Origin of the sequence: Streptomyces echinatus, assembly GCF_014203595.1 — a bacterium.
Lineage (GTDB): Bacteria > Actinomycetota > Actinomycetes > Streptomycetales > Streptomycetaceae > Streptomyces > Streptomyces echinatus.
In genome coordinates this window covers 106,377-127,555 of the sequence record NZ_JACHJK010000014.1, presented here as the reverse complement: position 1 = coordinate 127,555, position 21,179 = coordinate 106,377, and the positions used below count along the sequence as shown (strand labels likewise).

Sequence of the window (21,179 nt, the reverse complement as noted above, 5' to 3'; positions counted from 1 at the left end):
CGTCTCAAAGCCCCAGCACATCGTGCAGCCGCACGAGAGCCCGGTCGTTCGGGCGCAGGTCCGCCATCACGCCGTACAACGCCCGGTGTGCGGCGGAGGGTTCGCGGCTCTGCCGCAGACCGCGCGCGATGAGCATCAGATGGTCCCGGGCCATGGTCTGTTCCGGGATGCCGAGGGGGTGCGTCAGGGCCAGCCTGTCCCGGAGCATGGCCAGGACGTTGCGGCGGAACTCCAGCCCCGCCATGTCGGTGAAATCCTCCAGAGCATCGGCCACCTGGACGTCGGACGGGGTGCGGGAGGACGCCGTGGCGGCGGCCGGGGAGTGCTCCGTGGTGGTCCGGAACCGGGCGAGCTCCGCGATCACCGCCATGACCGCAGCCGCGGCATGGGCGGCGGCCCGCTCCCGGTACCCCCGTCCGTCCGTGTCGTACTTGCTTCCGTCGGCGCGGTCGCTGATGCCGCGGACGGCCAGGCTCGGGCAGCCGGCCAGGTGCGCGGCGTGCGCGAAACCGGCGCTCTCCATCTCGATGGCGACCGCGTCGTTGTAGGTGCGGTGCAGTTGGTCGCGCAGCGCACAGTCCGACGAGTTGAGCAGCACGTCCCCGGAGGCAAGGGGTTTGAAGTGGACCCGCGGCGGCTTCGCGGCGCCGTCGGGCGCCGGCGGGCCGACGGGCACCCGGCCGACCCAGTGCGACTCGCCCTGGCGCAGCGCGGACCGGGCGGCCTGCTCCAGGGCGTGCGCGGCGGGCCAGGACTCGGGCCGGGCCAGAAGACCGTCGGGTGCCTGCTTGCCCCCGCCGTAGGCGTGGACCTTGGCCGCGACGACGACGTCCCCCAGCGCGAGATCCTCCTTGAGGCCGCCCGCGATACCGGTGAAGAACAGCACCTCGGGTTCCAGCCAGGTCACGATCCGCTCGGTCAGTGCGGCCGCGGTGCGTCCGCCCTCGCCGAACTCCGCGATCGCCACGGGCCACGGACACCCGGGTGACTCGCCGACCTCGACGACGGTGCCGAGCCGGTGGGGACGCTTCTCAAGCCGCACCAGGTGCGAGCGGACGGCCTCGTACTCCTCCGGGAGGGCCGTCAGCACCGCGGCCCTGGGCTTCGCGCCTGTCACCATGTCGTACTGCCCCGCCTCCCGGCTGCCCCGTCATAGGCAGCGACCCCCGTCACCGGTCAGGGCAATCAACGTAGTGCATCCGGCAGGGCCGCGCCCTGAATTGCCGTCAGATCGGTCCGAGCCGCCTCTCCGGCCGGGCATCCTCGTGCCGGGGCACACGCGGACGGACGGTCCGGGGCCGCCGCGTCGTCATCGCCAACTTTCTTTCGCGTAAGCACCGTTGTCCGAACAGAAGGCTCTATGTTCCACTAATCTCCTTCCGCCACATCGATCACCCGCTCCCGGGCGGGGGGAGTACCCACGAGGGATCTGTGTGTGATGACCTGGGGTTCGAAAGACTCCTCGGTGAGGAAGGTTTCTTCGCGCGGCTGCTCGGCCGGTCACCATCGGGCGGCGGCCGTGAACCGCTGTACGGCCGCGACCTACCCGTGGTCCTGCTCACCGGCGGGCCGGGCATGGGCAAGGGGCGGCTGCTGCGTGCGGTGAGGGACCATTTCGCCACCAAGGTGCCGGTGATCTACCTGGACTGCGGTTCGCCCCTGTACGCCGACCGGGCGGAGCCGGAGCAGGGCGCCCGCTCGGCCGCGACGGAGCTCCTGGCCGAGGCCGCCCGGCGGCTGTGCACCTGGCAGGGAACGGGCGGCTCGTTCACCTTCCCACGGCTCTTCGCGGGCCTCGCGATGATCGCGACCGGCGTCGCGGAGGGCACCCCCGACGCGGTCGCGGCGGAGGTCGAACGGTATGAGGAGTTACCCCAGAGGCAACGGCTCCGGGGCTTCGCGGCCGGTGACTTCTGGCGGGGCGCGCTCCGCGGAGCCATGCGGAACCTGGTGACGACGCTGTCCGGGCAGACTCTCGACCCCTATTCGGCCTCGGTGAGCACCGCGCTGCTGGACGCCCTCTTCGCGAGCCTGGCGCCCCGTGGCCGTACGGAACTGGCGCGGATCTACGGCGCGTACCCCGGCGCGGGCGGCCAGCCCGAGCACGGACTGCGCGACCTCGCCGCCGACTTCCGGGCCGGCGGCGAGGAACGGGAGCTGGCGGAGAGCTTCCTCTTCCGGGCGCTGCGCGAGGACCTCGAGGCCGCGCACTCGGGGGCGGTGGGCTGGCTGCGCCGGGTCGGCCGCCCGGCGATGCTGCTGGACCGCGCCGAGACCCCGCTCGGGGAGCAGCTGTTACGCGCCGTGCTCACCGACCGGCGGGCCGGACAGCGCGACCGCGTGGTGGTCGTCGCCACCGCGCGCCGGGCGGACGGCGGAGCCTTCCTGTACGGGGGACTGCCGCCCCGGGAGGTGCCGTCCCCGGCGGAGTTCCGGCCCGCCGACGGTGTGCCGCCCGTATGGTCCCGGCGCGCGGAGCCGGGAGCGGACCGGGCGCCCCTGGCCGACGGGGTGCTCCTGCTGCGCATGCCCCTTCTCACCGGCGACCAGCTCCGCACGGAGACCGAGCGCAGACAGCGGCGCGCGGAGCCGGAGGGCGGCAACAACCGCCGCCGCGTCGACGCCGCCGTGGCACGGCTGAGCGGCGGACGGCCGCACACGGTGATCCGGCTGGCCGCCGCTGCCGCCACCTTCCGGATGCCCGCGGACGCCAACGACCGGGACATCCTGGACGCCCCGCTGCGGCTCGCGGGGGACGACGCCCCCGAGCGGCCGGTGGCCGACGTACTGCTGCGGGAACTGATCCTGGAACAGCTGCCCGTGCGGCTGCCGGCCGAGCACCACGAGCACTGGCTCGATCTGCTCACCCATCTGTCCGTCGCGCACGACAAGGAGTGCGCCGACGTGCTGCTCCGCCACCATCAGTCCGGCCGCGTCCACCGCCTGACGGCACATCATGTGTCCCAGCTGCTCACCGACACCGGGTGGCCCGGCTGCGAACGGCACTTCATCGGGGACTTCGGACTGCGCCAGCTGCTGGTGCACCGGCTGTACGGGCTGCTCCCCGACGGCGCCGCCTGGTACGCCGACCACCACCTGCTGCGGGACCACTACGCCGGACGCGCGGCGGACGACGGGGATCCGGGCGGCGGGGCGTTCCGTTCGGTCGTGACGCACCGGATGAACCACCACCTGGTGTCCGGCGGTGTGGACGACGTGGTCCGACACCTGGCCGTCACACTGCCCGGCCGGCCACAGGAATGGTGCGCGGAGCTGCTGGAGATCGCCCAGGCGCCGTACCCGGGCGGGGTCGACGCCCGTCGGGAGCGGGCCCAGGGGCTGGTGGCGGCGGACGGCCCGGCGCTGCGCCGCACCGTCGACCAGCTGCTGCACGCGGTGTGGCTGTGCGAGGAGCGCACCAGGCCGACCGGAAGGGAGACCGCCCGCACGCTCGCCAAGCTGCTGGACCTGCTCTCGATCATGGAGTTCGAGGGCGCCGGCCGGCTCGGCAGGACGGCCACCGACTGGAGCGGCCTGGCCGAGAACGGCCAGCCGTTGCTGCGCTGCGCCTGCACCGATCAGCTCGCGAGAAGGAGATGACGGGGATGCCCAGGTGGAAGAAGATCCTCTACTCGCTGCTGATCGCCGTGGCGCTCGTGGCGGGGGGCCTGTCCGGCTGGTCCTTCCTGCAGCGGCCCGACACCTGCGCCGAGGGCATCGAGCGGATCGGCGGCGAGTGCGTCGGCGTCAACGGGTCGGGCTACGACTTCGGCACACCGGAGATCAGCGCCGTGACCCGGGCCATCGCACAGGAGAACGACAGGATCCAGGGCCAGCCCCATGTGACGGTGGCGATGATGCTGCCGTTCCAGTCGGACAAGGCGGCACTGCGGCGGCAGATACGCAGCGACCTGCAGGGGGCGTACCTGGGACAGCTGCGGGCCAACGAGGGCGAGGGGGAGCCGCCGAAGATCCGCCTGGTGCTGGCCAACCCCGGGCGGGACTACGCGCACCAGTCACGGGTCGTGGACACCCTGCTGCGCATGGCCGACTCGCCCGAGGACCGGCTGCGCGCCGTCACGGGCTTCAACCTCAGCCTCGATGCCACGGAGGAGGCCGTCGGACGGCTGACGGAGCACCGGATACCCGTGCTCGCCTCCCGGATCACCGGGGACCAGATCGCGAACGAGGACGGGGCGGACGGGATGGCGAAGTCCCGCTTCCCCGGCCTGGCCCGCATCATCCCCACCAACCACGACGTGGCCCGGGCGCTGGCCGACTTCAACGGTGAACGAGGCCGGGAGGACCGCAGGACGGTGCTGGTCTACGACACGCGTCCGGACAGTTACGACGAGTCGCTGGCCAAGGCGTTCAGCGGGATCGACGAGAAGGGGCCGCCCGGCCCCGCCGCGATGTCCTTCGCGTCCCCGTCGATCGACGAGGCGGGATCGGCCGGCAACCAGTTCACCCAGATAGCCAACAACATCTGCGACACCGAGGCCGACACCGTCTACTTCGCGGGACGCACCCTCCACCTGCGGCTCTTCGCGCTCAAGCTGGCGCAGGTGGGCTGCGAGAACCGGCACTACACCCTCATCAGCGGCTCCGACGCGGCCTCGCTGCGGCAGAACATGACGGCCGAGGACTGGGCGCAGCTGCGCGGCGCGGACGGCAGGGCGAAGGTGACGGTGCAGTACGCCGCCCCCGCGCACCCGGACGCCTGGAGCACCGAACTGACCGCCTGGAAGCGGAAGTGGGCGGCGCGGCACGGCCGCGAGCCCGCCGAGGACGAGCTCCCCCAGTACCTGACCGAGCCCGCGGCGGCCCTGGACGACCTGAGAGAGCTGATCGGGACCACCCACCGCAAGGGGACGGATCTCGGCTCCACGCCGAACCTGGAGGACTCCCGGACCATGCTCGTGTACGACGGCATGGTCACCATCGGCACGGCACTGCACCAGGTGCAGAGCGGCGACGCCGCGAAGGCGCCCGGCCTGGAGGACGTCGGCAGGGAGTGGTCACAGCTGCAGTCCCGGCACCGGGTGCGGGGCGCGAGCGGCCTGATCTGCCTGACGAGCGGCGGCAACCCGTACGACAAACCGGTCGCGGTGGTCGAGCTGGACCCGGGCCGGCAGGGCCGGGGCAAGCTGAAGTTCGTCGGCCTCGGCTGGCCCACGGGCCGGGAGCAGCCGAAGAACTGCGTCATCCCCAGCCGCACCCCCTGACCGCCCCGGCAAGCGTGGGTCAGGTCACATATGACCTGGTTTACATACCCTCCCGGGCGTACCGGACGCCCGGCTACCGTGGCGTGGAGCCCTTGTACCCCTCGCACCTCGGACGGCCCGGCTGTGCTCACTGATCTGTCCCCCCTGATCGCCGCGACGGCGCGCTGGCTGACCGGCGCGTACCCGCACTCCGGCGGCGCGCTGGCCTCCGCGCTGTGCGAGGCGCAGGCCCGGCAGGCGGTGACGGCCGCCGCGTGGCTGCGGTACCCCACCGAGATCGACGCGGGCCTGGTCACCATGGCGGGTCCCGGCGGCGCGGGCCGCCTCGACTGGATCACCGGCGCGGAGCCGGCCGACGACCACCCGGCCGAGGAGTGGGCGTGGCGCACCTGGGTGGACGAGGTCGTGGCCAGCTGGGCCGCCGCCCTGCTCACCGACCCCGAGCTGGCCGGTCTGGCCGTCGCCGCACTCGCCGACGGCGAGCACAGCGCGGACACCACCGCCGAGTTCCGCCGGCTGCTCGCCCCCGACGACGGCGACCGGCGCGCCGCGGCCCTGCTCCGCCACCCGGACCTGCTGGCCCCCGTTGCCGGGCTGCACCACGACCAGCTCCTCGACCGCCTCACCCCGGGACGGTCCCTCGCGGCCTGAGTCCGGGGGCCGGCACCCCGCGACCGCCCCGCCCGGGGATTGCCCCCGCCCGCGGCCCGAGGCCGAGGCCGGCCCCCCTTCCCGGCGCCGGCCGGACCCCGTGTCGTACGCCCGCGCGCGGGTACCGCGGGCCCGACACGCGAGCCGGCGGCCGGGATCCGCCGGCCGTGGGGAAAGGCTCGGTCATGACCTTCAAGAATCCCGTGCACCGCGGCGGCTCCCGCCGCGGCCGGTTCGAGCAGTTCGCCGAGTACGCCTCGAACTTCACCAGCTCCCCGGTGTTCTTCCTGTTCTGCCTGCTGCTCGTCGGCTTCTTCGCCGCCGCCCACATCGCCCATCTGCCGCTGGAGCTGCTGCTGCTCGCGGGCGAGTCCATGACGGCGGTCACCCTCCTGCTCCTGGCCCTGCTGAAGAACGCCGAGATGCGCGCCGAGCACGCCATCCAGCGCAAGCTGGACGCGATCGCCGCCGCCCTGCTGGAGGCACACCGGGACGAGCAAGGCCAGGCCTTCGAGGACCTGCGCAATGCGATCCGGATGGAGGAAGAGACCTGACCGGCGCCGGCGAAACGCCGCGGCGGTTCTTCCCGGCACCCCCGAGAAGGACGACGATGCCATGTCATGAACATTCTGCTCGTCGCCAGTGCGTTCAACAGCCTCTCCCAGCGCCTGTACGCCGAACTGTCGGACGACGGACACCAGGTGGACGTCGTCCTGGCCGCGCACGGCCCCGAACCCGTCCGGACCGCCGTGCACGAGCTGCGCCCGGAGCTGATCGTCGCGCCGATGCTCAGGACCGCCCTGCCCGAGGACGTGTGGCGGGAGCACACCTGCCTGATCGTCCACCCCGGCCCGCCGGGCGACCGGGGCCCCTCCTCGCTGGACTGGGCCATCTCCGAACGGGCGGAGCGCTGGGGCGTCACCGTGCTGCAGGCCGAGGCGGCCATGGACGCGGGAGCGATCTGGGCGGCCGAGCCGTTCCCCGTCCCGCCCGTCGGCAAGAGCGACCTCTACCGCAACGAGGCGTCCGACGCCGCCGTCACCGCCGTACTGACGGCCGTCCGGCGCTACGCCGAAGGCGACCACAAGCCCCTCCCGCAGACCCACGAGTCCGTCACCGTCCGCTGGCGCGACTTCTTCCGGCAGGAGCGGCGGCGCATCGACTGGGAGCACGACGACACCGAGACGGTCCTGCGCAGGCTGCGCGGCGCCGACTCCCAGCCGGGCGTCCTCGACGAACTCCTCGGCCGCGAGGTGTTCCTGCACGGCGGACACCCCGAGGACCGGCTGCGCGGCCGTCCCGGCGCCCTGCTGGCCCGGCGCGCCGGCGCCGTCTGCCGGGCCACCCGGGACGGCGCCGTCTGGATCCCGGAACTGCGCCCCCGCAAGAACTCCGGCGACCCGGCGCCCTTCCGCCGGCCCGCCGCCTCGGTGCTCGCCGCGTACCGGCCCGGCCTCGACCTGCCCGAGGACCCCGCACCACTGGAACTCCCGCCCGGCCGGCACACCTGGACCGACATCCGCTACCGGCAGCACGGCGACGTCGGCTTCCTCAGCTTCTCCTTCCCCGGCGGCGCGATGAGCACCGACCAGTGCCGCAGACTGCTCGCCGCCTACACGGAGGCGCTCACCCGCCCCACCCGCGTCCTCGTCCTCGGCGGCACGCGCGACTTCTTCTCCAACGGCATCCATCTCAACGTCATCGAGGCGGCCCCCGACCCGGGCCAGGAGTCCTGGACCAACCTCAACGCCATGGACGACCTCGTGGAGGCCGTGCTGCGCACCACGGACCGCCTGGTGGTGGCCGCCCTCGCCGGCAACGCCGCGGCCGGCGGCGCCATGCTCGCCCTCGCCGCGGACCAGGTGTGGTGCCGCACCGGCGTCGTCCTCAACCCGCACTACCGGCGCATGGGCCTGTACGGCTCCGAGTTCTGGACGTACACCCTGCCGCGCCGCGTCGGCCCCGAGCGGGCCGGCCGGCTGACGGCCGAGGCGCTGCCGGTCAGCGCCGCGACCGCGGAACGGCTCGGGCTCGTGGACCGGCTGGTACCGGCCGCGCCGCGGGACTTCGCGGCCGAGGTCGAGCGGCTGGCGGCCGGCCTCGCCGCCGCCCCTGACCTGGACCGGCGGCTCGCCGAGAAGGCGGCGGCCCGCGCCGCGGACGAGCGGGAACGGCCCCTCGCCCGCCACCGGGAGGACGAACTGGCCCGGATGCACGCCATCTTCTTCGACCCCGGGGCCCCGTACCACGCCCTGCGCTCGGCCTTCGTCCGCAAGACGCCGGGCGGCTCCCCCCGGCCCCTCGCCCCGGCCGCCGGAGACCCCCGGTGACGCCGCGCCTGCTGGTGGCCGGAATCGGGAACATCTTCCTCGCCGACGACGCCTTCGGCCCCGAGGTGATCCGCGCCCTGGAGGACCGCCCCCTGCCGGCCGGAGTACGCGTCCGCGACTACGGCATCCGCGGCCTGGACCTCGCCTACGACCTGCTCTCCGGCCACGCCACCGCCGTCCTGGTCGACGCGGCCCCGCGCGGCCACCGGCCCGGCACCCTCTCCCTGATCGAGGCCGAACCCCCCGACGGCACCGTCCCGCCCGAGGCCCACGGCATGGACCCGGCGAAGGTACTGGCCCTGGCCACGCACCTGGGCGACGAACCGCTGCCCAGGATCCTCGTCCTGGCCTGCGAACCCGCCGTCCTGCCACGCGACGACGACATCCTGCCGGGACTCAGCACACCGGTGCGGGAAGCCGTCGGCCTGGCTGTGGACGCCCTGCACACCCTCGTCGCCGCCCTGCTCGACGACCCCGCGGGCCCCCTGCCCCCGTTGGGCCGCCCGATGGAATCCGGTACCCCGCGCTCGGCTGCGCTGCCCGGCATCGCGCCCGGCGGGGCCGAAGATCGGTGAGACCCCGGGCCGCACGTGATGCGGCCGGGGTTCCGTCACCGCATCCGAGGAGCCCCGCCCATGTGCCGGTCCGACGTCAGACAGGCCGTCCTGGCGAAGAACGACGACCTGGCCGCGGATCTCCGCGGCGACCTCGCCCGGCAGGGCGTGACCCTGGTCAACCTGCTGTCCAGCCCGGGCAGCGGCAAGACCGAACTGCTCGGCCGGGTCCTGGCCCGGGCGGTGGAGCAGGGCGTACCGGTGGCCGCGCTCACCGCGGACCTGGCCACCGAGAACGACGCCGAGCGGCTGGCCCGCTCCGGCGCCCCGGTGCAGCAGCTGCTCACCGACGGACTGTGCCACCTGGAGGCCCGCCAGGTCCGCGCGCGGCTGGAGGGCTGGCTGCCGCCGGACACCTCCGTGCTCTTCGTGGAGAACGTCGGCAATCTCGTCTGCCCGGCCTCGTACGACCTCGGGGAGACCCTGCGGATCGTGCTGATGGCGGTCACCGAGGGCGAGGACAAGCCGCTGAAGTACCCGACGGCGTTCGGCTCCGCCCATCTGGTCGTGATCACCAAGACCGACCTCGCCGGACCGGCCGGTTTCGACGAGAGCCTCTTCCACGAGAACGTCCACCGGGTGAACCCGGGCGTGGAGATCGTACGGTCCTGCGCCCGCACCGGCGCCGGGGTCGGCACCCTGCTGGAACGGGCCCTCGCCGCCCGCGACGGTGCCCCCTCGCACCGTCCGCCCCTCGCCCCCCACCCGCACGGTCACCACCACACCCCGTCCGCCCCCGTCGCATGACCGCCCCCGTCGCCGGACCGGTCCGCCGCCGGCTCACCGTGCGCGGCACCGTCCAGGGCGTCGGCTTCCGCCCGCACGTGCACCGCCTGGCCGCCGGGCTCTCCCTGACCGGGTTCGTCGGCAACACCGGCGACGGCGTGCTCATCGAGGTCGAGGGCCCGGCGGACGGGGTGCACCGCTTCTGCGCCCTGCTGGCCGAACAGCCGCCGCCCCTCGCCACCGTGACCGGCATCGAGGGCGTCGACCTGGCCGCCACGGGCGAGAGGGGCCCCTTCGCCATCCGCTCCACCGAGCGGGCGGCCGGGCGCACCCAGCTCCCGCCCGACACCGCGACCTGTGCCGACTGCCTGCGCGAACTGGCCGACCCCGGCGACCGCCGCCACCGCCACCCGTTCGTGACCTGCACCCACTGCGGCCCCCGCTTCACCATCGCCACCGGCATGCCGTACGACCGGGCGGCCACCACCATGGCCGGCTTCCCGATGTGCCCCGCCTGCGCCCGCGAGTACGGCGACCCGGCCGACCGGCGCTTCCACGCCCAGCCCGTCGCCTGCCCCGGCTGCGGCCCGCGCCTCGCGCTGACCCCAACCGAAGGTCTCGGGATCCGCCCGTCCCGGGACGCCGACGCCCTCGCGACGGCCCGGGCGCTGCTCGCCGCCGGACGGATCGTCGCCGTCAAGGGCGTCGGCGGCTACCACCTGGCCTGCGACGCCACCGACCCCCGGGCCGTCGCCGCCCTGCGCGACCGCAAGGAGCGGGGCGGCAAGGCCTTCGCGGTGATGTGCGCGGACCTGGCCGCGGCCGAGCGGATCGCGGTCCTCTCCGACGCCGAGCGGGCCGCCCTCACCAGCGCCCGCCGCCCCATCGTCCTGCTGCGCCGCCGCACGCCCCCGGACGGCCCGCGCCTGGCCGGCCAGGTCTGCCCGGGCAGCCCGCACGTCGGCGTGATGCTGCCCTACACCCCGCTCCACAGCCTGCTGTTCGGGCTGCCCGGCGATCCCCCCGGCCCCCGGGTGCTGGTCATGACCAGCGGCAACCGTTCCGGCGAGCCCATCGTCACCGACGACACCGAGGCACTGACCCGGCTGGCCGGCCTCGCCGACGCCTGGCTCGCCCACGACCGGCCCATCGCCGCCTTCTGCGACGACTCCCTGCTCCGGGTCCGCCCCGACGGCACCGAACAGGTACTGCGCCGCTCCCGCGGGTACGTCCCCCGCCCGCTGCGCCTGCCGGTCCCCGTCCGGCCCACGCTCGCGGCCGGCGGCGACCTCAAGAACGCTCTCTGCCTGGGCGAGGACGAGCACGCCTGGTTCGGCCCGCACCTCGGCGACATGGACGGACCGGCCACCCTGGAAGCCGCCGAACGGGCCGAACGGCACCTCGCCCGCCTCACCGGCGTCACCCCGCGCCTGGTCGGGGCCGACCGGCACCCCGGCTACCGCTCGACGCGGTGGGCACGCGGCCGGGCCGTCCAGCTCGGCCTGCGCGCCCCGGTGCTCGTCCAGCACCACCACGCGCACATCGCCTCCGCGATGGCCGAACACGGCCTCGACGGCACCACACCCGTGATCGGCGTCGCCTTCGACGGGACCGGATACGGCGACGACGGCACCGTGTGGGGAGGCGAGGTCCTGCTCGCCGACTACACCCGCTACCGGCGCTTCGCCCGCCTCGCCCCCGCCCCGCTGCCCGGCGGGGACGCCGGCGTGGCCAACCCGTGCCGGCTGGCGCTGGCCCGGCTGTGGGCGGCGGGACTGCCCTGGGCCGACGAGCAGCCCAGCGTCACCGCCTGCTCGGACACCGAACGCGCCGTCCTGCGGCGGCAGCTGGAACGGCAGGTGGCCTGCGTGCCGACCTCCAGCATGGGGCGGCTCTTCGACGCCGTCTCCTCGCTCGTCGGCGTGTGCCACCGGGCGGGGTACGAGGCGCAGGCCGCCATGGAACTGGAGGCGGCGGCGCTGGCGGCGGCCGACGACGACGCGGTGCCGTATCCCTTCGGATGCAGGGCCGCACAGTCCTTCCCCGGGGGCTGGGAGATCGACCCGGCGCCCACCCTGGCCGCGCTCCTGCGCGACCAGGCCGGCGGCACCCCCGCCCCGGTCCTCGCGGCCCGTTTCCACCGCGGTGTGGCGCGGGCCGTCGCGGAGGTCTGCCGGCGGGCCCGCACGGCGACCGGCCTGGCCACCGTCGCCCTCACCGGAGGCGTCTTCGTCAACGCCCTGCTGGAGGAGGAGTGCGCCGCCCTGCTCGCCCGGGACGGATTCTCGGTCCTGCGGCACGGCGAGGTCCCCGCGGGCGACGGCGGACTGGCGCTCGGCCAGCTGATGGTCGCGGGAACAGCAACCAACCACGAGACGGAGTGACCCATGTGTCTGGCCGTGCCCGGCAAGGTCGTGTCCATCGACCAGCGCGCCGACCCGCTCACCGGACTGATCGACTTCGGCGGAGTGCAGAAACAGGCGTGCCTGGAGTACCTGCCCGACATCCGGGTGGGGGAGTACGTCATCGTCCACGTCGGGTTCGCGCTGCAGCGCCTCGACGAGGAGTCGGCCCGGGCGTCCCTGGAGCTGTTCGAGCAACTGGGGCTGCTGGAGGAAGAGTTCGGCGACGCCTGGGAGCAGGCGGCCCGGCAGGAGAGCGGGAGTGAGGCCCGGTGAAGTACATCGACGAGTTCAACGACCCCGATCTGGCACGCCGGCTGCTGGACGAGATCCGGGCCACCGTCACCCGGCCCTGGGCGCTGATGGAGGTCTGCGGCGGGCAGACCCACTCCATCATCCGCCACGGCATCGACCAACTCCTGCCCGATGAGGTGGAGTTGATCCACGGACCCGGCTGCCCGGTGTGTGTGACACCCCTCGACGTCATCGACAAGGCCCTGGAGATCGCCGCCCGGCCCGACGTGATCTTCTGTTCCTTCGGGGACATGCTCCGTGTGCCGGGCACCGACCGCGACCTGTTCCGGGTCAAGGGCGAGGGCGGGGACGTCCGCGTGGTGTACTCACCGCTCGACGCCCTCGAACTCGCCCGCAGGCACCCGGACCGCCAGGTCGTCTTCTTCGCGATCGGCTTCGAGACCACCGCCCCCGCCAACGCCATGGCGGTGCACCAGGCCCGCCGGCTCGCCCTGGACAACTTCAGCCTGCTGGTGTCGCACGTCCGCGTCCCCCCGGCGATCGAGGCCATCATGACGGCCCCCAGCTGCCGGGTGCAGGGCTTCCTCGCCGCCGGGCACGTGTGCAGCGTGATGGGCACGGCCGAGTACCCGGAACTTGCCGAGAGGCACCGGGTGCCGCTCGTGGTGACCGGCTTCGAACCCCTGGACATCCTCGAAGGCATCCGCCGCGCGGTCCACCAGCTGGAGCGCGGCGAGCACCGGCTGGAGAACGCCTACCCCCGGGCCGTGCGCGAGCAGGGCAACCCGGCGGCCCTGCGCATGATCGAGGAGGTCTTCGAGGTCGCCGACCGCAACTGGCGCGGCATCGGACCCATCCCGGCCAGCGGCTGGCGGCTGACCGACGCCTTCCGCGCCTACGACGCCGAGCACCGCTTCGACGTCACCGGCATCCGTACCGAGGAGCCCGCCGTGTGCCGGGCCGGCGAGATCCTGCAGGGGCTGATCAAGCCGACCCAGTGCGAGGCGTTCGGCAAGGCCTGCACCCCGCGCACCCCGCTCGGCGCCACCATGGTCTCCAACGAGGGCGCCTGCGCCGCCTACTACCTCTACCGCCGGATGACCGACACCCCGGCCCAGCAGGGATCCAGGATCCCGCGGGAGGAGATGAACCCCGTTGGCTGACCTCGCCACCGAAGCGACGGAGGCGACCGCACCGGTCGTCGACCCCACGAACTGGACCTGCCCCGCCCCCCTGCGCGACCAGCCGGTCGTCGTCATGGGCCACGGCGGAGGCGGCGCCCTGTCCGCCGAACTGATCGAACAGGTCTTCGCGCCCGCCTACGGCAACCCCACCCTGGCCGCCCTCACCGACTCGGCCGTCCTCGGCCTGGGCGGTGCCCGGCTGGCCTTCTCCACCGACTCCTACGTCGTACGCCCGCTGTTCTTCCCCGGCGGCAGCCTCGGCGACCTGGCCGTCAACGGCACCGTCAACGACCTCGCGATGAGCGGCGCCCGGCCCGCGTACCTCTCCACCGCCTTCATCCTCGAAGAGGGTGTGGAACTGGCCGTCGTGGAGCGCGTCGCGTGGGCCGTCGGAGCGGCCGCCGAGGCGGCGGGTGTCATCGTCGCCACCGGGGACACCAAGGTCGTGGAGTCCGGGCACGGCGACGGCGTCTACGTCACCACCGCCGGCGTCGGCCTCGTACCCGACGGCGTGGACATCCGCCCGCAGCGCGCCCGGCCGGGCGACGCCGTCATCGTCAGCGGGCCGATCGGCCTGCACGGCGTGGCGATCATGAGTGTGCGCGAGGGACTGGAGTTCGGGGTCGAGATCACCTCCGACACCGCACCACTGGCGGACCTGGTGGCCGAGATGCTGGCGGTCACCAAGGACGTCCATGTGCTGCGCGACCCCACCCGCGGCGGTCTGGGCGCGTCCCTGAACGAGATCGCCCGCGCCTCCGGTACCGGCGTCCGGCTGAGCGAACGGGCCGTGCCGGTCCCGGACGAGGTCGCGAACGCCTGCGGTTTCCTCGGCCTGGACCCGCTGTACGTCGCCAACGAGGGCCGGCTCGTCGCCTTCGTGCCCCCGGAGCACGCGGACGCCGTGCTGGCGGCGATGCGAGCCCACCCGCAGGGCGCCGGAGCGGCCCGCATCGGCGAGTGCGTGGCCGAGCACCCCGGCATGGTGGTCGTCTCCACCGGTCTCGGCGGCACCCGGGTGGTGGACCTGCCGCTGGGGGAGCAACTGCCCCGCATCTGCTGACCCCGCCCGGACCGTGACCGGCCCCGCCACGAAGGCGGGGCCGGTCAGCTCTGCACGCCGGTGATCTCCAGTTCGCGGCCGCTGCGCAGCTCCCGCGACGGCCGGTCGCAGCGCGGGCACCAGAAGAACGGGGGCATGCCGACCGCGAACTCCTCGGCGCACTCCCCGCACCAGGCCCGCCCGGGCACCTGCTCGACCACGAGCCGGGCGGCCGCCAGGGCGGTGCCGTCGCGGGCCACCTCGAAGGCGAAGTGCAGCGCGTCCGGCACCACCCCCGCCAGTTCACCGACGCGGACGGTCACCGACGAGACACCGCCGGCGCCGTCCGCCCGGGCGATCTCCCCGGCCTGCTCCACGATCGCGGTCGCGATCGACAGTTCGTGCACGCCGGCCTCACGGATACCGGCGGTGGGCGCGCAGCCCCCCGGTCATCCGGTAGATCCGCAGCTCGCGCACGATGCCCGGGAACTCCTTGACGAACAGGGCCGTGATCACGCCGCCGACCAGGGCGGCCTGCGCCACGAGCAGCTGCCGTCCCGACATCCCCGTTCGCAGGGTCTTGCGTCTCCTCATGGCCAGGTTCATGGCATCACTTCCTGCTCTCTCATCCCGGCGAGATGTTCGGCATGTCCTTCACCAGGGCGTCATGCCGCTTCCAGTGGATACCGGTGGAGCGGCGGGCGTCGGAGCTGCCGTCCTTGTGGTGTCCGGTCTGGTGCTTGTAGGGGCCCCTGTTGCCCTGGTGCAGTCCGCGCACGTGGGAGGGCGTGTCGGGCCTGGCCTGGGGGCGGCCCACTCGGATGCTGCCCATGTCCGTTCTCCTTCCGGGTCTCACGACCGCTCGGTCAGCTCCCTGAAGAACTGTTCTACGGCCGGCCAGACCTCACCGCCACCGGACAGGCCCCGCCACTCGCGGCGGACCAGGGCGACCATCCGGTAGCAGTCGTCGACCGGCACGATCCAGTGTGCGTCGAGGCCGCGCACGGTGTTGACCAGCAGCGCCTCCACGTCCGGGGTCATGGTGGCGAGCTGCGGAACCGCGGCCACCAGCCGCTGCCAGGCCGCCGGGTCCACCTCCCAGCGCATGGCCCCGGCCGGGCTCGGTCCCTGCGCGGTGACGGTGCCGTCGGCGCGCGGGACGAAGAACACCAGCCCCACCGGGACCCCCAGCACCCCCGTGTCGACCGGCGGCAGCCGCAGCCGGCGCCGGGGCACGAGCCGGTAGCGGCCCTCGCCCGCCCCGTCGTCGGCGAACAGCACCGAGCAGGGCCGGCACACGCACCGCACCTCGGCGGCACCGGTGTCGTACAGGTGCGGATGTTCCGCGGCGACATCGGCGGCGCACAGCTCGCACGTCTCGGCCTCGGTCCGCTCCGCGCGCCCGGCGGCGGAGCGGATCACCCGGGCGAGTGCGCCGTCCACGCTCACCGCGCCTCCTGGGGCACGGCCCGGCGCTTGATCGTGCTCAGCGGTACGAACGCCGAAGGCGCCTCGCGCTCCGCGGTGACCACCTCGACCGAATCCAGCTCCGGGGCCACCGCGAGGACGGCGGCCCGCACGGCCGCGACGACATCGGCCGACCCGCCGCCGCACCCGGAACCGCAGCCACCGCCGCCGTCCAGCCGGACCCGCGCCACCTGCCCGTCGACGCCGGACCACACCAGGTCGCCGCCGCGCTCGCGCACGGCGGGGCGCAGCTTCTCCACCGCGCGGGCGGCACGGGTCTCCGCCGGCTCCGGGTGGATCTCGTGCAGCACCAGCAGGTGCCCGAGCAGCTCGTCACCGGTGAGCACGCTGCCCATCCGCTCGTCCGCGTGGTCCAGGACCCGGGCGAGGGCCTCGCCGTAGACCTCGGTCAGCAGCCGCACCGCCTCCAGCGCGGGGCCGGGTGTGTCCTCCAGCCCGGCCAGCACCTCGTCGAGACGGGCGAGCCGCGCCTCCACCGCCGGGTCGGGCAGCCGCCCGGCGGCCTCAGCCATGGTTGGCTCCGTAGGTCGGCGAGTGCACGGTGGTCAGGGTCTTGCCCTTGCCCATGTACATGTGGACGCCGCAGGGCAGACAGGGGTCGAAGCTGCGGACGGTGCGCATGATGTCGACGCCCTTGAAGTCGTCGGGGCCGTTCTCCTCGAAGATCGGCTGGCCCTGGACGGCGTCCTCGTAGGGGCCCGGTGTGCCGTAGATGTCGCGGGGGCTGGCGTTCCACGGGGTCGGCGGGTACGGGTGGTAGTTGGCGATCTTCTTGTCCCGGATCACCAGGTGGTGCGAGAGCACACCGCGCACCGCCTCGTGGAAGCCGCAGCCGATCGACTCGTCCGGCACCTCGAAGTTCTCGTACACCTTCGTGTCGCCGCTCTTGAGCATCCCCATGGCCTCCTCCAGGAACTGCAGGGCCATGGCGGCGGCGTAGGCGATGAAGTAGGGCCGGGCGCGGTCCCGTTCGAGGGTGTTGCTCCACTTCGGGATGCGCCACTCCAGGGTCGTCTCCGGCAGCTTCTCGCCCTTGGGCAGGGTGATGCGGATACCGCCGCCGGTCGCCTTGACGTACGGCGTGTCGACGAGGCCGCTCAGCGCGGTCGACCAGAGCCGGGCGAGGGGGCCGCCGCCGGTGTCCAGGGCGAGGTGCTCGCCGGTCTCCGGGTGGTACCAGCGGGGGCTCATCACCCAGCTGTAGTTGCCCTCGAAGTCCCGCTTCTGCGGTACCGGCACCGTGGTCTGGTTCCACGGGTGGCGCATGTCGACGGGGTTGCCGAGCGGGTCGTGGGTGACGAACGGGTCCTCGTTGACCCAGTCCTCGTAGAACGAACTGCCCAGCATGATGCGCAGGCCGAGGTTGATGTCGATGAGGTTGTTGGTGACCAGTTTGCCGTCCACGACGATGCCCGGGGTGACGTACATCGCCCGGCCCCACTCGTTCATCGTCGCGTAGCGGTAGTCGACGACGTCCGGGTTCTGGAAGGCGCCCCAGCAGCCCAGCATGATGCGGCGCTTGCCGACCTCCTCGTAGCCCGGCAGGGCCTCGTAGAAGAAGTCGAAGACGTCGTCGTTCATCGCCACCGCCTTCTTGATGAAGTCGATGACGTGCATCAGGCGGCTGAGGTAGTCGGTGAACGTGTTCGGCTGCGGCATCGTGCCGACCCCGCCCGGGTACAGCGTGGAGGGGTGCACATGGCGCCCCTCCATCAGGCAGAACATCTCCCGGGTGATCCGGCTGACCTTGAGCGCCTCCTTGTAGACCTCGCCCTCGAAGGGGTTGAAGGCCTTCATGATGTCGGCGATGGTCCGGTAGCCGTGCACGTCCCCGCGGGGCGCGTCGGTGCGCTCGGCGCGGGCCAGCACACTGGGGTTGGTGGCCTTGACCATCGCCTCGCAGAAGTCCACGAAGACCAGGTTGTCCTGGAAGATCGTGTGGTCGAAGATGTACTCCGCCGCCTCGCCCAGGTTGGTGATGTGCTCGGCCAGCTTGGGCGGCTTCACGCCGTAGGCCATCTGCTGTGCGTAGTTGGAGCAGGTGGTGTGGTTGTCGCCGCAGATGCCGCAGATCCGCGAGGTGATGAACCCGGCGTCCCGCGGGTCCTTGCCCTTCATGAACACCGAATAGCCGCGGAACAGCGACGAGGTGCTGTGGCACTCCACGACTTCCCGGTTGGCGAAGTCGATCTTCGTGTAGATACCCAGGTTGCCGATGATCCGGGTGATCGGATCCCAGGACATGTCCACGATCTGGGCGGGTTTGCGTCCTGCTTGCCTGGACTCGGTGGTGGTCATCTGCGGTACTGCCCCTCGCTGTTCGGGTTCGGCGATGTGATGGCGGGATGCGGGACGGGCGCGGTCACCGGCGGGGTCACGCGCGCCAGTGCGGGTCGTAACCGCTGGTCAGCTTGCGCTTGTTGTGGCGCCACTTGGGCTCGTGGTTCACCATGTCGTTGGTCAGCCCGCGCAGCCGGCGGATGACCGCCCCGTACGGCCTGATCACCATCGTCGACAGCGTGCCGCCCGGGGGTTCGTCCATGAACGGCATGAAGGCGTCGGGGAAGCTCGGCATGGTGCAGCCGATGCAGATGCCGCCGACGTTCGGGCAGCCGCCGATCCCGGCCATCCAGCCGCGCTTGGGCACGTTGCAGTTGACGACCGGGCCCCAGCAGCCCACCTTCACCTGGCACTTGGGGGAGTTGTAGTCCCGCGCGAAGTCGCCCTGCTCGTAGTACGCGGCCCGGTCGCAGCCCTCGTGCACGGTCTTCCCGAACAGCCACTGCGGGCGCAGCATGTGGTCCAGCGGCGGCGGGGGAGCGGCGCCGGCCGCGTGCTGGAGCACCCAGACCAGGGTCTCCATGAAGTTCTCCGGCTGGATCGGACAGCCCGGCACGTTGACCACCGGCAGCCCCGACCGCGCCTTGAACTCCCAGCCCAGGTAGTCGGCGAGGCCCATGCAGCCGGTCGGGTTGCCGGCCATGGCGTGGATGCCGCCGAACGTCGCGCAGGTGCCGGCGGCGACCACCGCCCAGGCCTTCGGGGCGAGATCGTCGATCCACTCGTTCAACGTCTGCGGCTCACCGGTGTCCGGGTGGTTGCCGAACGACGTCCAGTAGCCGTCGCCCTCGATGATGTTCTGGTTGGGGATCGAGCCCTCGATGACGAGGATGAACGGCTCCAGCTCGCCACGCGCCGCCGCCCGGTACGGGGCGAGGAAGTCCTCGCCGCCCAGGCTCGGCGAGAGCACCTTGTTGACCAGGTTCACCTTCGGCAGGCCCGGGATCAGCCCGAGCACCACGTCCTCGATCGACGGCTGGCCCGCCGCGGTCAGCGACACGGTGTCGCCGTCGCAGCTCATGCCCTCCGAGATCCAGAGGATGGTGATCTCGTCGAACCCCTCCCGCGCCTCGGCCCTGCTGGGCTCGCCGCGGACTTCGCTGGTACCGCTCTGTGTGGTCATCTCTGGGGCCTCCGTTGCAGCCGGTTACGAAAACCGTCTAGGACGCGGCCGACGGGGCCGCGAGGGTCGGTGCGGGGGTTCGCCGGGGCCGCCGGCCGTCCGGTGCCGGCGCGCCGGCACGTCAGGCGTGTGCATCGGACCGTCCTCTCTCGGGGCGGTCGGCCGGACGCGCGGGCCGGGGGGAGTGCGGCCGGGGCGGACGGACCGGACCCGGTGCGTCCGCGCCGTCCAGGACCTCGACCTCGTCGGGCCGGAAGTAGTGGAACCGGCCGTACCAGCCGTGCAGTTCGGCGGCGGGATCGTCGTCCACGGTGACGGCCAGGTGGACACTGCCGTCCACGTCGTGGAAGACGGCGGCGACCTGTGCGGTCCGCCCCTCCAGGAACATGTCCTGGGCGTCGGCGCCCCGCCCGCGCGGGCGCAGCCGCACCCGGCTGCCGCCGCCCACGGGCACCCCGCTCACCAGTACGGTGTCCGTCGTGGGGGCCAGGCCGTCGTCCCCGCCCTCCTGCCACCAGGCGGGCCGGTCCGCGGGCGGTGCCTGAGCGGGGGTCAGCGAGCGGATCGTGCCGTGCAGCCGGGCGAACACCTCCGGGGGCATGGTGTCCACGCGGTCGAGGATCCGGGCGGCCCGCGGGTCGGTGGCCCGCGCCTCGGCCTTCTCCTCGTCGGTCAGCAGCATGGTGCGCAGCGTGAGGATCTCGTCGATCTCCGCCGCGTCGTGCAGGTCACCGGGGCTCTCCGGCGCCACCTGCGGATGGTCCGGGAGGATGATCGGCGCGGAGAGCACGAACGCGCCCGTCGCCCCGTCCTCGCCGCCGGCCGCCTGCGGCGGTGCCCCGCCGAGCACGGGGAACGTGAACGCGTTGCGGCAGCCGCGTGCGTGCTCCGCGAGAGAGGCCGGCGGATCGATCAGCGACACGAAATCGACGCCGTCGCCGGCGAGGAGGGTGTGCGTGGCGAGCATCGCCTGCCCCAGTGCCGCACCCCGCGGAGCTCCGGGGTCCTGCGCCTCGCCGGAGTTCTCCGTGCGCACGCGCAGCCGGTACAGCTGCGGGGCCAGCGGCTCGGCCACGACCGTCGCCGCCGCCCGCACCTCCCGGCGCCGTCGCACCGTCCGCCCCGCTCCGGCCGGCAACGGCTCGTGATCCTCCCCGGCCGACGCCCCCACGAAGAAGGTCCGGCCGTCCCCCGACAGCTCCGCCAGGGAGAGCACCAGTTCGGTCTCGCGGGGCACGGCCTCCTCGAAGGACAGCCGGGTGATCCCGTCGGCCGTGCGCAACGACTCGACCGGGCGGTGCCCGCCGTCCCCGTCGGCCGCCTCCACCTGCTTGTACTGCAGCTGCAGGTACCGCACGCGCACCCGTACGGCCGCGTCGCCGTGCCGCACCCGCAGCAGGCACTCGGTCTGCTGGTACCAGGAGTCGGCGGAGCCGGAGATCCCCGGTGTGACCGGTCCCTCCCGCTCCACCCAGTCGCGGGGCAGCAGTACGCCGAACTGCCAGCGGACCCGGTTCTTCGCCGAGGACCGGCGATACGGATAGAGCAGGTAGCCCTCGTACAGCACGGCGTCCGCCACGGCACTCAGCTGCGCACAGCCTTCGCCGGCTCCGTTCACCACGCCCTCTCCTCGCCACTCGTGGTCCGCGCTTCCCTCCCCACGGTCACACCGGTCACGCCCGCCCGCCCCTCCGGCGCACCGTCATTGGGCCGGACAGGGGAGGCGGCCCCCTGGCGGCGGGGGACATTCCGCATGCGCGGCACTTCGAGGCCCGCTCACTCCGCGTGGCGACGACCGA

20 protein-coding genes are annotated in these 21,179 nt (G+C 73.3%); 11 read left to right on the top strand and 9 right to left on the bottom strand.

Features of this window, described 5'->3' with window-relative positions:
• Window positions 1-4 precede the first annotated feature (4 nt).
• Window positions 5-1,120, bottom strand: a complete 1,116-nt coding sequence (locus tag FHS34_RS32040) for a 5'-methylthioadenosine/S-adenosylhomocysteine nucleosidase (RefSeq protein ID WP_184971984.1) — start codon at window positions 1,118-1,120, stop codon at window positions 5-7.
• Window positions 1,121-1,431: 311 nt separating this feature from the next.
• Here FHS34_RS32040 and FHS34_RS32035 point away from each other — a divergent pair, with 311 nt between their 5' ends.
• The 11 genes from FHS34_RS32035 (at window position 1,432) to hypE (ending at window position 14,450) form a co-directional block, all read left to right on the top strand.
• A complete protein-coding gene (locus FHS34_RS32035; protein WP_184971982.1) occupies window positions 1,432-3,600 on the top strand; it encodes a hypothetical protein in 2,169 nt (722 codons plus the stop codon).
• A 5-nt stretch (window positions 3,601-3,605) separates the two neighbouring features.
• Entirely contained in the window at window positions 3,606-5,225 is a 1,620-nt protein-coding gene (locus FHS34_RS32030; RefSeq protein WP_225817654.1) for a type 1 periplasmic-binding domain-containing protein, read from the top strand.
• A 123-nt stretch (window positions 5,226-5,348) separates the two neighbouring features.
• Window positions 5,349-5,876 (top strand): hypothetical protein, encoded by a 528-nt coding sequence (locus FHS34_RS32025; RefSeq protein WP_184971978.1) that lies wholly within the window; start codon window positions 5,349-5,351, stop codon window positions 5,874-5,876.
• A gap of 185 nt (window positions 5,877-6,061) precedes the next feature.
• Window positions 6,062-6,430, top strand: a complete 369-nt coding sequence (locus FHS34_RS32020) for a hypothetical protein (protein WP_184971976.1) — start codon at window positions 6,062-6,064, stop codon at window positions 6,428-6,430.
• Between the two features lie 66 nt (window positions 6,431-6,496).
• A complete protein-coding gene (locus tag FHS34_RS32015; protein ID WP_184971974.1) occupies window positions 6,497-8,206 on the top strand; it encodes a hydrogenase maturation protein in 1,710 nt (569 codons plus the stop codon).
• Window positions 8,203-8,781, top strand: a complete 579-nt coding sequence (locus FHS34_RS32010; RefSeq protein WP_184971973.1) for a hydrogenase maturation protease — start codon at window positions 8,203-8,205, stop codon at window positions 8,779-8,781. Before FHS34_RS32015 ends, FHS34_RS32010 begins: the two co-directional genes overlap by 4 nt.
• A gap of 60 nt (window positions 8,782-8,841) precedes the next feature.
• Entirely contained in the window at window positions 8,842-9,567 is a 726-nt protein-coding gene (gene hypB / locus FHS34_RS32005; protein WP_184971971.1) for a hydrogenase nickel incorporation protein HypB, read from the top strand.
• Entirely contained in the window at window positions 9,564-11,930 is a 2,367-nt protein-coding gene (gene hypF, locus FHS34_RS32000) for a carbamoyltransferase HypF (RefSeq protein WP_184971969.1), read from the top strand. Before hypB ends, hypF begins: the two co-directional genes overlap by 4 nt.
• Before the next feature lie 3 nt (window positions 11,931-11,933).
• Entirely contained in the window at window positions 11,934-12,224 is a 291-nt protein-coding gene (locus FHS34_RS31995) for a HypC/HybG/HupF family hydrogenase formation chaperone (protein WP_184971967.1), read from the top strand.
• Window positions 12,221-13,366, top strand: coding sequence for a hydrogenase formation protein HypD (hypD, locus tag FHS34_RS31990; RefSeq protein ID WP_184971966.1), 1,146 nt, complete (start codon window positions 12,221-12,223; stop codon window positions 13,364-13,366). The genes FHS34_RS31995 and hypD overlap by 4 nt, the downstream gene beginning before the upstream one ends.
• Window positions 13,359-14,450, top strand: coding sequence for a hydrogenase expression/formation protein HypE (gene hypE, locus FHS34_RS31985; protein WP_280528499.1), 1,092 nt, complete (start codon window positions 13,359-13,361; stop codon window positions 14,448-14,450). The genes hypD and hypE overlap by 8 nt, the downstream gene beginning before the upstream one ends.
• Window positions 14,451-14,494: 44 nt before the next feature.
• On the opposite strand, the gene hypA is transcribed toward hypE, so the two are convergent.
• From hypA to FHS34_RS31945, 8 genes are all read right to left on the bottom strand, one after another.
• Window positions 14,495-14,836 carry a hydrogenase maturation nickel metallochaperone HypA gene (gene hypA / locus FHS34_RS31980; RefSeq protein WP_184971964.1) on the bottom strand — a complete coding sequence of 114 codons (342 nt, stop codon included), beginning with the start codon at window positions 14,834-14,836 and terminating at the stop codon, window positions 14,495-14,497.
• A gap of 7 nt (window positions 14,837-14,843) precedes the next feature.
• Window positions 14,844-15,035, bottom strand: coding sequence for a hypothetical protein (locus FHS34_RS31975; protein ID WP_184972241.1), 192 nt, complete (start codon window positions 15,033-15,035; stop codon window positions 14,844-14,846).
• 19 nt (window positions 15,036-15,054) lie between these two features.
• Window positions 15,055-15,261 carry a hypothetical protein gene (locus FHS34_RS31970; RefSeq protein ID WP_184971962.1) on the bottom strand — a complete coding sequence of 69 codons (207 nt, stop codon included), beginning with the start codon at window positions 15,259-15,261 and terminating at the stop codon, window positions 15,055-15,057.
• A gap of 20 nt (window positions 15,262-15,281) precedes the next feature.
• A complete protein-coding gene (locus tag FHS34_RS31965) occupies window positions 15,282-15,878 on the bottom strand; it encodes a DUF5947 family protein (RefSeq protein ID WP_184971960.1) in 597 nt (198 codons plus the stop codon).
• Window positions 15,875-16,429: a NifU-related iron-sulfur-binding protein gene (locus FHS34_RS31960; protein ID WP_184971958.1), complete on the bottom strand. Its 555-nt coding sequence runs from the start codon at window positions 16,427-16,429 to the stop codon at window positions 15,875-15,877. Before FHS34_RS31960 ends, FHS34_RS31965 begins: the two co-directional genes overlap by 4 nt.
• Window positions 16,422-18,215 carry a nickel-dependent hydrogenase large subunit gene (locus tag FHS34_RS31955; protein ID WP_184971956.1) on the bottom strand — a complete coding sequence of 598 codons (1,794 nt, stop codon included), beginning with the start codon at window positions 18,213-18,215 and terminating at the stop codon, window positions 16,422-16,424. Before FHS34_RS31955 ends, FHS34_RS31960 begins: the two co-directional genes overlap by 8 nt.
• Window positions 18,216-18,291: 76 nt before the next feature.
• Complete coding sequence (locus FHS34_RS31950) at window positions 18,292-19,380, bottom strand: NADH-quinone oxidoreductase subunit B family protein (protein ID WP_184971954.1); 1,089 nt, start codon at window positions 19,378-19,380, stop codon at window positions 18,292-18,294.
• A 121-nt stretch (window positions 19,381-19,501) separates the two neighbouring features.
• Window positions 19,502-21,001 carry a hypothetical protein gene (locus FHS34_RS31945; RefSeq protein ID WP_184971952.1) on the bottom strand — a complete coding sequence of 500 codons (1,500 nt, stop codon included), beginning with the start codon at window positions 20,999-21,001 and terminating at the stop codon, window positions 19,502-19,504.
• Window positions 21,002-21,179 lie beyond the last annotated feature (178 nt).

Excerpts from the sequence above, each read along its gene's own strand:
- FHS34_RS32020 (WP_184971976.1), top strand. The coding sequence starts at position 6,062 with ATGACCTTCAAGAATCCCGTGCACCGCGGCGGCTCCCGCCGCGGCCGG.
- FHS34_RS31955 (WP_184971956.1), bottom strand. The coding sequence starts at position 18,215 with ATGACCACCACCGAGTCCAGGCAAGCAGGACGCAAACCCGCCCAGATC.
- FHS34_RS31950 (WP_184971954.1), bottom strand. The coding sequence starts at position 19,380 with ATGACCACACAGAGCGGTACCAGCGAAGTCCGCGGCGAGCCCAGCAGG.
- FHS34_RS31995 (WP_184971967.1), top strand. The coding sequence starts at position 11,934 with ATGTGTCTGGCCGTGCCCGGCAAGGTCGTGTCCATCGACCAGCGCGCC.
- FHS34_RS32040 (WP_184971984.1), bottom strand. The coding sequence starts at position 1,120 with ATGGTGACAGGCGCGAAGCCCAGGGCCGCGGTGCTGACGGCCCTCCCG.
- hypF (WP_184971969.1), top strand. The coding sequence starts at position 9,564 with ATGACCGCCCCCGTCGCCGGACCGGTCCGCCGCCGGCTCACCGTGCGC.
- FHS34_RS32015 (WP_184971974.1), top strand. The coding sequence starts at position 6,497 with ATGAACATTCTGCTCGTCGCCAGTGCGTTCAACAGCCTCTCCCAGCGC.
- FHS34_RS31975 (WP_184972241.1), bottom strand. The coding sequence starts at position 15,035 with ATGAACCTGGCCATGAGGAGACGCAAGACCCTGCGAACGGGGATGTCG.
- hypB (WP_184971971.1), top strand. The coding sequence starts at position 8,842 with ATGTGCCGGTCCGACGTCAGACAGGCCGTCCTGGCGAAGAACGACGAC.
- FHS34_RS32030 (WP_225817654.1), top strand. The coding sequence starts at position 3,606 with ATGCCCAGGTGGAAGAAGATCCTCTACTCGCTGCTGATCGCCGTGGCG.
- FHS34_RS31970 (WP_184971962.1), bottom strand. The coding sequence starts at position 15,261 with ATGGGCAGCATCCGAGTGGGCCGCCCCCAGGCCAGGCCCGACACGCCC.
- FHS34_RS31960 (WP_184971958.1), bottom strand. The coding sequence starts at position 16,429 with ATGGCTGAGGCCGCCGGGCGGCTGCCCGACCCGGCGGTGGAGGCGCGG.